This is a genomic window from Paraburkholderia sp. BL6665CI2N2, assembly GCF_004366535.1.
In the GTDB taxonomy this organism is placed as follows: Bacteria; Pseudomonadota; Gammaproteobacteria; order Burkholderiales; family Burkholderiaceae; genus Paraburkholderia.
This window is the reverse complement of record NZ_SORC01000001.1, coordinates 5,977,366-5,990,703: the sequence shown is the minus strand read 5'-3', so window position 1 is coordinate 5,990,703 and position 13,338 is coordinate 5,977,366. Positions and strand designations below refer to the sequence as shown.

The following is a 13,338-nucleotide window of genomic DNA, read 5'->3' as shown; positions in this document are numbered from 1 at the left end:
TAGTACTTTTGCTCACGACGAACGGGTCGCACCGTATGTGCTCCGTTTGCCGGCCAAGCATTCAATTTTACGCGGTAATCTGCCGCCTAGATGCACTGGCGGCAAAGAAGTCCAGGCGTTTGCGCATGCGCGACTAGTCCTACGTTACGCGCTGCGCGGCCAACCGTGGGTGAGGGATACCCCGTGCCTGAGGTCGAGCCAGTTTGCGATGAAAACCGCACCGTCCAGCCCTGCGCCGGTGTTGCCGGCCGCGAATGGAGCAAGGGCGGCTGGATTGGTAGTTTTCAGCGCACGCCCAAAAGCCTAATTAAGCTTACACAATGATAGCACGCTGACTTGACCGAACCCGCGCCGTAACAGTCGCAATTCCGGTGCCTGGCTGACCGTGCGCAAGAAATCGTGCGATTCGCGGAGTGTGGCGGACGATCGGGGTCAAAAGCGTGACAGACGGCGAACCTGGCCTTCTGTATGTCTTTAATACCCGCGTCACGCCGCAGCGTTTCATTCCTGCCTTAAGTAGACTTTTTCGTGGTTTTTGGACTGGCGCTCGCGCCGCTCGTGCGCTTTGTCGCCGCAGGCGCCCGCTTCGCGGCCGGCCGCTTGGCTTCCGACTCAGCGGCTTCCGCGTCCCGCGCCTGCGGCGCGTTGGGCGCTGGCTCCCCGCCCGCTGGCGAAGCGGCCGCATCGTCGTCCGGGACAAAATCAGACGCTTCGGCGCCCGCTCCGGCGGCCGGTGGTTGCGTCATCGCGAACTGGGCGATCTGGTTGAACTGCGATTGCAGCAGATTCCACCAGGCGGATGCGTCGAACGGCGGCGTGGCCGGCGCCTCCTCTTCCCCACCCGCCGACTCCTCAGCCGACGCAGCGGCGCTCGCCGCGGCAGCCGACGCCGGCGCCGATGCAGGTGCCGCCGGATGCGGCCAACCTCTCGCGGCCGCGGGACTCGGCGCGGCCGACTCCGCCGTGGGTTGCGACATCGACGACTGCGCGAACGCGCCGAACGCGCGCAATGTTGCGAGCGTCGCGCGCTGCACTTCGAGCGCCTGAATCGCGGACTGCAGCATGCTCAGATTCAGCTTGAGCCATTGTTCGACCGCCCGCATGTCGGTGATGCGCTTGTCGAGTTCCTCGACATTGGTGAGCGGCGCCATCATGTCGGACATCATCGAGAGCGAAGGCCCGAGGCCGCCGCCGGCCGGCTGCGTGCCCGAAAAAGCCGAGCCGAACGGCGACAGCCGCATCATGCCCCACATGCGTTCGAGCATTTCAGCGGGCGGGAAACCGGGAAAGCCGGGAAAGGGCGGCGTGGAGTCAGGAGTATCGGTCATGCTTGTCGCCTCGCTGCGTAAATTGGAGAAGAAGCGGTGAAGAAGGGGCGCCGTCCCGCGCGCGTTTTTTTCGATCATACCGTGCGGGAGGCGGCCTCAGGAGCGCTCGCCGCCCGTTGCGCCGCCGTTCGACGGCCGACCGAGCCACGGATCGGCGCCGCCGAAATCCGGCGCGCGCCGCTCGCGCAGCGAGTTGACGCCTTCGCGCACATCCGGCCCGGCAAAACCCATGAATTCGAGCGCGAGCGAGGTATCGAACGCCGGCCCCGCCGAGCGCAACCAGTTGTTCAACGCGTACTTGGTCCAGCGAATCGCCGTTTGTGAGCCGTTGGCCAGCTTCTGCGCGACTTCGAATGCTTTGGGTAGCAGATCGTTTTCGTCGACGGCCAGCGAGACGAGGCCGATGCGTTCCGCCTCTTCGCCGCTCACCGGCTCGCACAGCATCAGGTAATACTTGGCCTTCGCCATGCCGCACAAAAGCGGCCAGACGATCGCCGCGTGATCGCCGGCGGCCACGCCCAGACGCGTATGGCCGTCGATGATCCGCGCCGTCTTCGTCGCGATCGAGATGTCGGCGAGCAGCCCCGCCACGAGTCCGGCACCTACCGCCGGTCCGTGCATCGCCGATACAACAGGCTTGCTGCAATTGATCACGTTGTAGACCAGATCGCGTGCCTCGCGCCATACCCTTGCGCGTACGTCGAAATCAGTGGCCATGTCTTCGACGAGTTGCAGGTCGCCGCCCGCCGAAAAGCCCTTGCCTTCGCCGCGAATGATCGCCACACGCGTGTCGGGATCGCGGTCGATGTCGCGCCAGATTTCCGCGAGTTCGAAATGCATGCGCGCGTTGGCGGTAGCAAGCGCGCTCTTGTTGGCGCCCTCACCGCTCATCACGACTTCGAGCACGCCATGCGGATGGCGATGCAACTGAAGCGACTGGTAGTGCGCGTAGAACGCGTCGTTACGGTGTGGTGCCTGAGACATGATGAGCAATCCGTATATCGGTGTTTCGTTGAACCGTGCAGCGTTCATTCAACGCGGCTGATAAACCCACTTCGCATTCTTGATTTCGACCATCACACGCGCCCGCTGATCGAGCCCGAGGTGATCCGTGGCGCTCATATTGACGACGCCATTGGTATCCGCGAGACCGCGGGTCGCTTCGAGCGCATCGCGCAGCGCGCGGCGAAATTCCGGCGTGCCCGGCGCGCCGCTCTTCAACGCGATCGGCACGGCGTTGTTCAGCAACATGCCCGCGTCCCACGTGTACGAGCCGAACGCCGAGACGCTGCCCGCGCCGCGCACCGTTTCGAAGCGCGCGATGTAGTCGAGCGCGAGCCGCTTGGCCGGATGATCCGCCGGCAATTGCGCGGCGACCAGCACTGGACTCGCGGGCAGGAAGGTGCCATTGCAATCGGCTCCGCACACGCGCAGGAAGTCGTTATTCCCGACTCCGTGATTGTGATAGATCAGGCCTTTGTAGCCGCGCTCCCTCAGTGTCTTCGGCGGCAACGCGGCGGGCGTGCCGGCCGCGCCCACCACCACCGCGTCGGGATGCGTCGCGAGAATCTTGAGAACCTGGCCGGTCACGCTCGGATCGGTGCGATTGAAGCGCTCGCTCGCCACCATGTCGATGTGATGCAGTTGCGCGAACTTCGCGACCTCGGTATAGAAGGTCTCGCCAAGCGCGTCGGCCTGGCCGATGAACGCGATGGTTTTGACGCCGTGCAGGCTGGCATGTTCGGCAATCGCCGACGCCATCATCGCGTCGGTTTGCGGCGTCTTGAAGACCCAGTGGCGTTTCGCATCCACCGGCTCGATGATTTTCGCCGACGAGGCCAGCGAGATCATCGGCGTTTGACCTTCGGCGACCACGTCGATCATCGCCAGCGAATTCGGCGTGATCGACGACCCGATGATCGCGTCGACGTGATTCTCGGAGATCAGCTTCTTAGTGTCCTGCACAGCCTGCGTGGTATCGGATGCATCGTCGAGCACGATGTATTCGACGCTCTGACCGCCGATCTGTTTGGGCAGCAGCGCGACCGTGTCGCGCGCGGGAATGCCGAGCGACGCGGCCGGTCCGGTGAGCGACAGCACGAGGCCGATTTTCACTTGCGCCAATGCGATGCCTGGCAACACGCTGGCAAGCGCGGCGCATAACGCGACGGCGCAGCGCGCCAGGTGATCGCGCAAGGGCGTCAGGCGCGAGTAGCTGGACGCGCGAGCGCGCCCGGTTTCGGGTTCAAGGAAATCGATTCGCGGCATGCTGTCTCCTCACGTCGGTTTTTCGTTTTGATGTACTGCCGATGTCCCGGCTCATGCCCTGCTCACGTGCCGTTCATACGCGGCTTCGCGACAGTCCTGCGACTAACCCGCAGTCAGCCACCCCGGCCATGCCGTCGCGCCAGTCAGTGTAGCCGCGCGCACTCGCCGCGGCATCGGGCGAAACCCTTTCGAATCGGAACGAAGCACGCGAATGCGGACGTGACCGGCAGGCCGCGTTCCGCACAACGGCGGTGCGTCAATCCAGCGGCGCAATGCCCTGGTCGATCGAACCGAAAATCGACTTGCCCGCTTCGTCGAACATTTCGATTTTCACCGTATCGCCGTACTTCATGAACTCGGTCTGCGGCGCGCCGTGCTCGATGGTTTCGAGGCAGCGCTTCTCGGCGATACAGCAATAGCCGCGCTTGGCGTCCTTATTCGACACCGTGCCCGAGCCGACAATCGCGCCCGCGCGCAGATTGCGCGTTTTCGCGGCGTGCGCGATCAACTGGCCGAAGTGGAACACCATGTCCGTGCCGGCATCCGGCTGGCCGACTTTCCTGTTGTTCCAGTGGACGATCATCGGCCGATGCACGCGGCCTTCGCGCCAGTGTTCGCCGAGTTCGTCGGGCGTCACCGCGACCGGCGCGAACGACGTCGCCGGCTTGCTCTGGAAAAAGCCGAAGCCTTTCGCGAGTTCGGCGGGAATCAGATTGCGCAGCGACACGTCGTTGACGAGTGTGATCAAACGCACGCTTCTGAGCGCCTGGTCGGGCGTGGCGCCCATCGGCACGTCGGAGGTGATCACGGCGACTTCCGCCTCGAAGTCGATGCCGAATGCTTCGGATGCGCACAGTACGTCGTCTTTCGGTCCGATGAAGTCGTCGCTGCCGCCCTGATACATCAGCGGATCGGTCCAGAATTCCGGCGGCATTTCCGCGCCGCGCGCGCGCCGCACCAGTTCGACATGGTTCACATACGACGAGCCGTCGGCCCACTGGAACGCGCGCGGCAGCGGCGCCATGCATTCCTTGGCGTCGAACGGAAAAGTGTTGCGCGCGCGGCCCTGATTGAGCGCGTCGTAGAGATCCTGCAGTTGCGGCGCGTAGAAGGCCCAATCGTCGAGCACGCGCTGCAACGTGGGCGCGATCGCGTCGGCGACAGCCGCGGTGTGCAGGTCGCGGGACACGACGATCAGTTGACCGTCGCGCGTGCCGTCCTTCAGCGTGGCGAGTTTCATAGAGGAATGAACCGTGTTAGTGACGATAGAAGGAATCTATTCTACGATGGTGAATCGGCCCGGCCCAAGTGCCGGCGGTCCGCCTCACCCGTGTGTCACTTTTTGAATGCGCTGCGTGCGCCTCGCTCATGCCTCCAACTGCCCGCTCCGGCGCCATCCGCACCAACGCCGACTCCGCTGAACCGCTCGACCCGACCGAATCCGACGACGAAGGCGGCGAGAGCGGCGAGGAAAAGCTGCGTTCGGGCATCCAGTCGATCGAAGTCGGCTTCAAATTGCTCGATGTGCTGACCCGCGAGCCGCGCGCCATGATGCTGCGCGACCTCGCCCAGCGTGCCGGCATGAGCCCGGCGAAAGCGCATCGCTATCTGGTGAGTTTTCTGCGCCTCGGTGTGGCGTCGCAAGACCCGCTGTCCGGCCGTTACGAGCTGGGCGGATTCGCGCTGCAACTGGGACTCGCGCGGCTCGCGCGCGTCGACGGCGTCAAGCTCGCGCGCATCGCGCTCTCCGAATTGCGCGACCGGCTCGATCTGACGGTCGGCATCGCGGTATGGGGCAATCAGGGGCCGACCATGGTGCATTGGATGGAATCGAGCTATCCGGCAAAGGCGTCGCCCAAACTCGGCGATGTGATGCCGCTGCTCAGCTCCGCCACCGGCCGGTTGTTCGCCGCATATCTGCCGTCGAGCAAGACTGCCGCGATGCTCGAACGTGAACTGGCCGACTCGCGCCGTTCGTCGCATATCGGCGCACCCCGTACGCGCGATGAAGTCGAACAGGTCCTCGCGCAGGTGCGAGAGCATCAGGCGGCGCGTGTCGAAGGCATGTTGCTGCCGACCATTCACGCGTTCTGCATGCCGGTGTTCGACTCGACCGGCGAACTCGCGCTTGGGCTCGTCGCACTCGGTCATGAGGGCGCGTTCGATATTCGCTGGGGCGGCGAGGTCGATACGGCGTTGCGCGACTGCGCGGAAAAGCTCTCGTATGAGCTGGGGTATAGTGCGTCGCCGCGCGACGAATAGGTGTGATGCGGCGCGTTGGGTGCGTGGCGCGTTACAGGGTTTGACGTGAACTCAGTCGGCAAGCATGGCGTCACCGCGCTGCGCGTACTGTTCCGGGTCTTGAACGTGCGCGTGTTTCCAACCGCGCGGAACATCGCTCGCGGCAACGCGGTCGAATCGGTTCGCTGCCCGCCTTGTACGCTTCAGGCATCAGGCCTGGCGCCGTTGTCGTATTCACTGCCGCTCGCACGCGCTGCGAGTCGATCCCGAAGCTACCCGCCCGCACACAAGCACTAACCGATGTCCTCAGCCCCCGCTACCCACCGTTCCGATCGCACGCCGCCCAGCGGGCCGCGCACCGGTTTGCGCGCGTGGCGCTGGATCGTGGTGCTGTTGATCGTGGCCGCTTTGCACTGGATCGCCGCGCAGTGGGTCGAGCGAAATCGCGCGAACCTGAATCCCTCCGACAATGAGCATGTGCCGGTGCAGGTTGCATTGCTGACGCCCCAACGTATCGAACGCAAACCGGCGACCGTGGCGTCGCCCGCGCCTGAACCGGCGCCCACTCGCCACGCCGCCGCGAGCAAGCCGCGCGAACATGTGCTGACCGCGCTGCGGCCGGCAAAGCCAGCCGCGCCGGCGGTACCTGTCGCGGCATCGGAAGCCGTTGCAAGCGCTCCGGGCGCTGTGTCGAGCGTCAACGCGGCAGCCAACGCCGCCAGTGTCACCGGCACGGCCAGCGCACCCGCTGCCGCGAGCGCGCCGCAAGCGTCGCCAGGCGTGAAGTTCTCCGTCCCGCCATCGGGCGAACTCCAGTACGACACGTTCTACAACGGCGTGCGCAACCAGCCCGGCACGATCCACTGGACCAGCAACGCGCAAAGCTACGAGATGATCGTCTCCGTGCCGCTGCCTTTTGTCGGCACCTTCGTGTACGCGAGCCATGGCCGTATCGACGCTTTCGGTCTCGCGCCGGACCAGTACGTCGAAAAACGCGGCCGCCGGGCGGAAGACATTGCGATTTTTAACCGCGCCGACAAGAAGATCGCATTTACGCGCACACCGTCCACCTTACCGTTGCCCGACGGCGCGCAGGATCGCTTCAGCATGGTGATGCAGCTTGCGAGCCTCGTGCGCGGCGACCCGGGCGCCTACAAGCCGGGCGTGACGCGCCAGTTCTTCGTGGTCGACAACGATAGCGGCGAGAACTGGCCGGTCGAGACGATCGGCGACGAAACCATCCGCACGGCCGAAGGTTTCCTCGACACGCGTCATTTCAAACGGCTGCCGCGCCATGACGGCGATTTGCGGCGCATCGACGTGTGGCTCGCGCCGTCGCTCGGCTGGCTGCCTGCGCGCATCGTTCAGACGGAGCCGAACGGCACGCAATTCGAACTGGTGTGGCGCGGCAAGCTCAATGCCGACATGGGTGGCAGCGCTCCCAGCAGCAATGGTGACGCGGCCGCGGCTTCTCCTGACAATTCAACTGCACTTGCGGCTCCGCCTCCGGCCGCATCGGCAGGTATGCCTGAAGCTGCGCCCGCCTCGCGGGTCGATCCGACCGACCCCGGCAATACGCCCGGCATCATCAAACCCTGAGCCCGCAAACTTGAAGAGAGTTTCTATCTGAGCGGCGAAACTTCCGCCATGAAGCTGACTCGCACCTGCTGCTGCATCCGTTCGCGAATATGCTGCGTATATTGATCAGCCCTGCAGGCAATTGACCAGGTGGCACCCAGCGCGCGAATGGACCTTCCACTGCGTTCCCTTTCAAAGGAGCTCGCATGCAAGTGAACATCAACGGTATCGAGACGCGCTATGTGTTGAGCAACGAGGGCGGCGGCCCGTGGCTGACGTTCATCCATCAGCTCGGCGGCGATTTGTCCGTGTGGGATCAACTCGCCGGCTATTTCCGCGACGACTACACCGTACTGCGCTACGACGTGCGTGGTCACGGCAAGACCGCCGCGTCCGGCGCACCCTTTGGCATCGCTGATCTGTCACACGATCTCGCCACGCTGCTCGATGCACTCGGCGCACCCAGTACGCATCTGGTCGGCATGTCGATGGGGGGCATGATCGCGCAGCAATTCACACTCGATCATCCCGCGCGCGTCAATACCTTGACGATCGCCGATAGCAGCGGCGGCACGCCGCAGGAAGCCCGCGCCACGTGGGATCAGCGCACCGCGGCGGCCCGAGACAGTGGCATGGCGCCGCTCGTTCCCGCGACGTTGAGCCGCTGGCTGACCCCCGATTTTCAGTCCGCGCACCCCGAAGCAGTCGAGCAAATCCGCGAAGTGTTGGCCAACACGTTGCCAGAAGGCTACGCCATGGCGTGCGAAGCTCTGCGCGATTTCGACGTACGCAGTAAGCTGGGAACAATCCGATGCCCAACATTGACCGTGGCGGGCCGCCACGACACGGGCACGCCGCCTGCTGCTACGCAGGCGATAGCAGACGCCATCGAAGGCGCACGCTTCGAATTGCTGGATGCCGCTCACCTCGCGCCCATCGAGCAATCTCACCGTTTTGCTGCACTGCTTGAAACGTTTCTTGAAAGGCCGGTCTAACCGGTAGGTTCGGAACTTTACAAGCGTCAATCCGGACCCACCCCTTGAATTCCAAACCATACGCTCCACCTATGGCGCAGGAATGGCCAGGAGCCAACGGAAATAAGGAGTGTCGCCATGCAAATGATCTACAACAGCCCCAACTATTGTGTCGTCGAGTTTCCGCCGCAGGAAGGCCCGCTGGCCATGAAGTCCGGCGGCTACGAGATCGTCGACAAAAACATGCAGCGTGAGATCTATATCGACGGAGCAATGGCGGCGCGGTTTCGCGAGCACGTGCAGAAGCTGATCGAAGAAGAACCGTCGCTGGATGAAGTAGACGAATTCCTCGGCCAGTTCGACAGCCTGATGCATCAACCGGTGATTCTTCACTAACCGCGAGGTTCGGCTTAGCGTTTTTGGCGACATACATCGACCGCGCCGTCCGCCCCCGTAACCGGGCACGCAGGCGGCTTTTACAAGTCGGTCGGCAAATATGAAGTGGCCCAGCAGGCTTTTGCCTCGCTGGGCCGTTTTCTTTGTGGCGCCGCTGATGTTTTTTTGTCTCGCCGCTTTCCGTTTTCCCAAGCAGCATGCTTCGACAGCGGAAGGCCGATGCTCCGCCCGCGCCGGGCGCATCTGGCCGGCAGCGGCTACAATGACAGGTTTCCCGAAAAAGCCGGCGCAAGCCCTTGTCCGCCATGAACCAGCCCGCCCGAACCGCCACGCCAGTCCGCCCCGACGCCGCCTATACGCGCGGCACAGCGCTGCCCGCGCTGCTCAAGTCGCGCATCCTGATCCTGGACGGCGCAATGGGCACGATGATCCAGCGCTACAAGCTCGACGAAGCCCGCTATCGCGGCGAACGCTTCAAGGACTACGGGCGCGACATCAAGGGCAACAACGAGTTGTTGTCGATCACGCAGCCGCAGATCATCGGCGAGATTCACGAGCAGTATCTGGCGGCGGGCGCGGACATCATCGAAACCAACACGTTCGGTGCGACCACGGTCGCTCAGGCGGACTACGGCATGGAAGACCTTGCCGTCGAAATGAATCTCGAGTCGGCGAAACTGGCCCGCGCCGCCTGCGACAAATATTCGACGCCCGACAAGCCGCGCTTCGTCGCCGGCGCGATCGGACCGACGCCGAAGACCGCGAGCATTTCGCCCGACGTGAACGATCCGGGCGCGCGCAACGTGACGTTCGATGAACTGCGCGCGGCCTACTATGAGCAGGCCAAGGCCTTGCTCGACGGCGGCGCCGATCTGTTCCTCGTCGAGACCATTTTCGACACGCTCAATGCGAAGGCCGCTCTGTTCGCGCTCGACGAACTGTTCGAAGACACGGGCGAGCGTTTGCCGATCATGATCTCGGGCACCGTCACCGACGCATCGGGGCGCATTCTGTCGGGTCAGACGGTTGAAGCATTCTGGAACTCGCTGCGTCATGCAAAGCCGCTCACGTTCGGTTTGAACTGCGCGTTGGGCGCGGCGTTGATGCGGCCGTATATCGCCGAACTGGCCAAGCTCTGCGACACGTATGTGTCCTGCTATCCGAACGCGGGCTTGCCGAATCCGATGAGCGATACGGGCTTTGATGAACTGCCCGCGGATACTTCGGGCTTACTGAAGGAGTTCGCGCAGGCTGGGTTGGTGAATATTGCGGGCGGTTGCTGCGGCACGACGCCGGAGCATATTGCGGCGATTGCGCAGGCGTTGGCTGAGGTGAAGCCGCGCCAATGGCCGACGCAATACCGCGACGCGGCCTGAGTCCAGCCGCGCCTCGTCAGCCGCCGCCATACTCCGCTATCGAACACGACGCACTTAATCGCAGCAATCGAGCACATACGCCATGACCGATCACACCATGCGCCTTTCCGGCCTCGAGCCGTTCAACGTCACGTCCGGGACGCTTTTCATCAACGTCGGTGAACGCACCAACGTGACGGGCTCGAAGGCGTTCGCGCGAATGATCCTGAACGACCAGTTCGACGATGCGATCGCGGTCGCGCGTCAGCAGGTCGAAAACGGCGCACAGGTCATCGACGTCAACATGGACGAAGCCATGCTGGATTCGAAAGCGGCGATGGTGCGCTTCATGAATCTGATCGCGTCGGAACCGGATATCGCGCGCGTGCCGATCATGATCGACTCGTCGAAATGGGAAGTGATCGAAGCGGGCCTGAAGTGCGTGCAAGGCAAGGCGATCGTCAACTCGATCTCTCTGAAGGAAGGTGAAGATGCGTTCCGCCACCACGCGAACCTGATTCGCCGCTACGGCGCGGCCGCCGTGGTGATGGCCTTCGACGAACAAGGCCAGGCCGACACCTTCGAGCGCAAAACGCAGATTTGCAAGCGCTCGTATGACTTCCTCGTGAACGAAGTCGGCTTCCCGCCAGAAGACATCATCTTCGATCCGAACATCTTCGCGATCGCAACCGGCATCGAAGAACACAACAACTACGCTGTCGACTTCATTAACGCCACGCGCTGGATCAAAGAGAATCTGCCGTACGCGAAGGTGAGCGGAGGCGTGTCGAACGTGTCGTTCTCGTTCCGCGGCAACGACCCAGTTCGCGAGGCGATTCACACCGTGTTCCTGTACCACGCGATCCAGGCGGGCATGGACATGGGCATCGTTAACGCGGGCCAGCTCGGCGTGTATGCCGATCTCGATCCGGAGTTGCGCGAACGTGTCGAAGACGTGGTGTTGAACCGCCGTGAAGACGGTACAGACCGGTTGCTTGAAATCGCCGACAAGTTCAAGACCGGCGCCGCGAAGAAAGAAGAGAACCTCGAGTGGCGCAACCAGCCGGTCGAGAAGCGTCTGTCGCATGCGCTCGTGCACGGCATCACCAACTTCATCGTCGAAGACACCGAAGAAGTGCGCGCCAAGATCGCCGCTGATGGCGGCCGCCCGATCAACGTGATCGAAGGCCCGCTGATGGACGGCATGAACATCGTCGGCGACCTGTTCGGTCAGGGCAAGATGTTCCTGCCGCAAGTGGTCAAGTCGGCACGCGTGATGAAGCAGGCCGTCGCGCACCTGATTCCGTACATCGAAGAAGAAAAGAAGCAGCTCGCCGAAGCCGGCGCCGACGTGCGCGCGAAGGGCAAGATCGTCATCGCCACGGTGAAGGGCGACGTGCACGATATCGGCAAGAACATCGTCTCGGTGGTGCTTCAGTGCAATAACTTCGAAGTGGTCAACATGGGCGTGATGGTCTCCTGCAACGACATTCTCGCGAAGGCGAAGGTCGAAGGCGCGGACATCATCGGGCTCTCCGGACTGATCACGCCGAGCCTGGAAGAAATGGCCTACGTCGCCTCGGAAATGCAGCGAGACGACTATTTCCGCGTGAAGAAGATTCCGCTTTTGATCGGCGGCGCGACCACCTCGCGTGTGCATACCGCCGTGAAGATCGCCCCGCACTACGAAGGGCCCGTGGTCTACGTGCCGGACGCGTCGCGCTCGGTCTCCGTGGCGTCGAGCCTGCTGTCCGACGAAGGCGCGGCAAAGTATCTCGACGAACTCAAGTCCGATTACGACCGGATCCGCGTTCAGCACGCCAACAAGAAGGCGCAGCCCATGGTCACATTGGCCGAGGCTCGCGCCAACAAGACCAAGGTCGACTGGGCGAGTTATCAGCCGGTCAAGCCGAAGTTCATCGGTCGCCGCGTGTTCAAGAATTTCGATCTGAGCGAACTGGCGAACTATATCGACTGGGGTCCGTTCTTCCAGACGTGGGACCTGGCCGGCCCGTATCCGGCCATTCTCAATGACGAGATCGTCGGCGAATCGGCACGGCGCGTGTTCTCGGACGGCAAGTCGATGCTCGCGCGCCTGATCCAGGGCCGCTGGCTGCAAGCGAACGGCGTGATCGCGCTGTTGCCGGCCAACACGGTGAACGACGACGACATCGAAATCTACACGGACGAATCGCGCTCGGAAGTCGCGCTTACATGGCGCAATCTGCGCCAGCAGAGCGTGCGTCCTGTGGTGGACGGCGTGATGCGGCCGAACCGCTCGCTTGCCGACTTCATCGCGCCGAAGGACTCGGGCGTGGCCGACTACATCGGCATGTTCGCGGTCACGGCGGGTCTGGGCGTCGACGTGAAGGAAAAGCAGTTCGAAAAGGATCACGACGACTACAGCGCGATCATGCTGAAAGCACTCGCCGACCGTTTCGCCGAAGCCTTCGCCGAAGCACTGCATGCACGCGTGCGGCGCGACCTGTGGGGCTACGCAAACGCCGAAACGCTCTCCAACGAAGATCTGATCGCGGAAAAGTACCACGGCATCCGTCCAGCGCCCGGCTATCCGGCCTGCCCGGATCATCTGGTGAAGCGCGACATGTTCGACGTGCTGCACGCCACGGAAATTGGCATGAGTGTGACCGAGTCGCTGGCCATGCTGCCGGCGGCGAGCGTCTCCGGTTTCTATCTGGCGCATCCGGACAGCACATACTTCTCGGTCGGCAAGATCGGTCAGGACCAACTGGAAGACTACGCAAAGCGCATGGCGCTGTCGAAAACGGATGCGGAGCGGGCCTTGGCGCCTTTGCTGTAAGCCGTCGGGCGTGGCGGGAACCCCACTATATCGGGCTTGAAAGACTGAATATTTGCGGCAACGTAATTTTCGGCTTTGTAGACTGAGGCGGCTTGACCCCGCCAGACGCGACCAAAACGCGTCGGCTTAATAATTGCAATCGTCAACGGAGAAAATCGTATGAAGAAGCTGACGCTGTTGTTGACCGCTGTTTCGCTTGCCTTGGGCGCCACGGCGGCGCTGGCCCAGCCCGCCGCACCTGGCGGTTCCAGCTCGGTCAGTTCGTATTCGCCGCCCACGGTGAAACACGTCAAGAAACCGAAGAAACAGAAAGCGAAGAAGGGTGCGTCGGCTCCCGCAGCCGCGCCGGCGGACGCCGCGAGCCAGTAAGCGGCACG

General features: G+C 63.1%; 11 protein-coding genes. 7 read left to right on the top strand and 4 right to left on the bottom strand.

The annotated features are described in order from the left end of the window. Positions 1–512: 512 nt before the first annotated feature. The 4 genes from B0G81_RS26915 to B0G81_RS26900 form a co-directional block, all read right to left on the bottom strand. On the bottom strand, positions 513–1,328 hold the full coding sequence (locus B0G81_RS26915) for a PhaM family polyhydroxyalkanoate granule multifunctional regulatory protein (RefSeq protein WP_116119719.1): 816 nt from the start codon (positions 1,326–1,328) through the stop codon (positions 513–515). A 96-nt stretch (positions 1,329–1,424) separates the two neighbouring features. Then, entirely contained in the window at positions 1,425–2,312 is an 888-nt protein-coding gene (locus tag B0G81_RS26910; protein WP_134139348.1) for an enoyl-CoA hydratase/isomerase family protein, read from the bottom strand. Between the two features lie 48 nt (positions 2,313–2,360). Next, the gene (locus tag B0G81_RS26905) at positions 2,361–3,596 is read right to left on the bottom strand and encodes an ABC transporter substrate-binding protein (RefSeq protein ID WP_134139346.1); all 1,236 of its coding nucleotides are present in this window, start codon (positions 3,594–3,596) and stop codon (positions 2,361–2,363) included. Between the two features lie 256 nt (positions 3,597–3,852). Then, positions 3,853–4,836, bottom strand: coding sequence for a fumarylacetoacetate hydrolase family protein (locus B0G81_RS26900; RefSeq protein WP_106282281.1), 984 nt, complete (start codon positions 4,834–4,836; stop codon positions 3,853–3,855). A 128-nt stretch (positions 4,837–4,964) separates the two neighbouring features. Between B0G81_RS26900 and B0G81_RS26895 the strand changes: the two genes are divergently transcribed. The 7 genes from B0G81_RS26895 (at position 4,965) to B0G81_RS26865 (ending at position 13,330) form a co-directional block, all read left to right on the top strand. Then, entirely contained in the window at positions 4,965–5,858 is an 894-nt protein-coding gene (locus B0G81_RS26895) for an IclR family transcriptional regulator (RefSeq protein ID WP_134139344.1), read from the top strand. Between the two features lie 279 nt (positions 5,859–6,137). Continuing rightward, entirely contained in the window at positions 6,138–7,436 is a 1,299-nt protein-coding gene (locus tag B0G81_RS26890) for a DUF3108 domain-containing protein (RefSeq protein WP_134139342.1), read from the top strand. Between the two features lie 185 nt (positions 7,437–7,621). Beyond that, positions 7,622–8,410 carry an alpha/beta fold hydrolase gene (locus B0G81_RS26885; RefSeq protein WP_134139336.1) on the top strand — a complete coding sequence of 263 codons (789 nt, stop codon included), beginning with the start codon at positions 7,622–7,624 and terminating at the stop codon, positions 8,408–8,410. 117 nt (positions 8,411–8,527) lie between these two features. Beyond that, positions 8,528–8,785 carry a DUF3567 domain-containing protein gene (locus tag B0G81_RS26880; RefSeq protein ID WP_007179533.1) on the top strand — a complete coding sequence of 86 codons (258 nt, stop codon included), beginning with the start codon at positions 8,528–8,530 and terminating at the stop codon, positions 8,783–8,785. A 305-nt stretch (positions 8,786–9,090) separates the two neighbouring features. After that, positions 9,091–10,161 (top strand): homocysteine S-methyltransferase family protein, encoded by a 1,071-nt coding sequence (locus B0G81_RS26875; RefSeq protein ID WP_116118762.1) that lies wholly within the window; start codon positions 9,091–9,093, stop codon positions 10,159–10,161. Positions 10,162–10,243: 82 nt separating this feature from the next. Further along, complete coding sequence (gene metH / locus B0G81_RS26870) at positions 10,244–12,961, top strand: methionine synthase (RefSeq protein WP_166679063.1); 2,718 nt, start codon at positions 10,244–10,246, stop codon at positions 12,959–12,961. A gap of 159 nt (positions 12,962–13,120) precedes the next feature. Further along, positions 13,121–13,330 carry a hypothetical protein gene (locus B0G81_RS26865; protein ID WP_012431543.1) on the top strand — a complete coding sequence of 70 codons (210 nt, stop codon included), beginning with the start codon at positions 13,121–13,123 and terminating at the stop codon, positions 13,328–13,330. Positions 13,331–13,338: the final 8 nt, after the last annotated feature.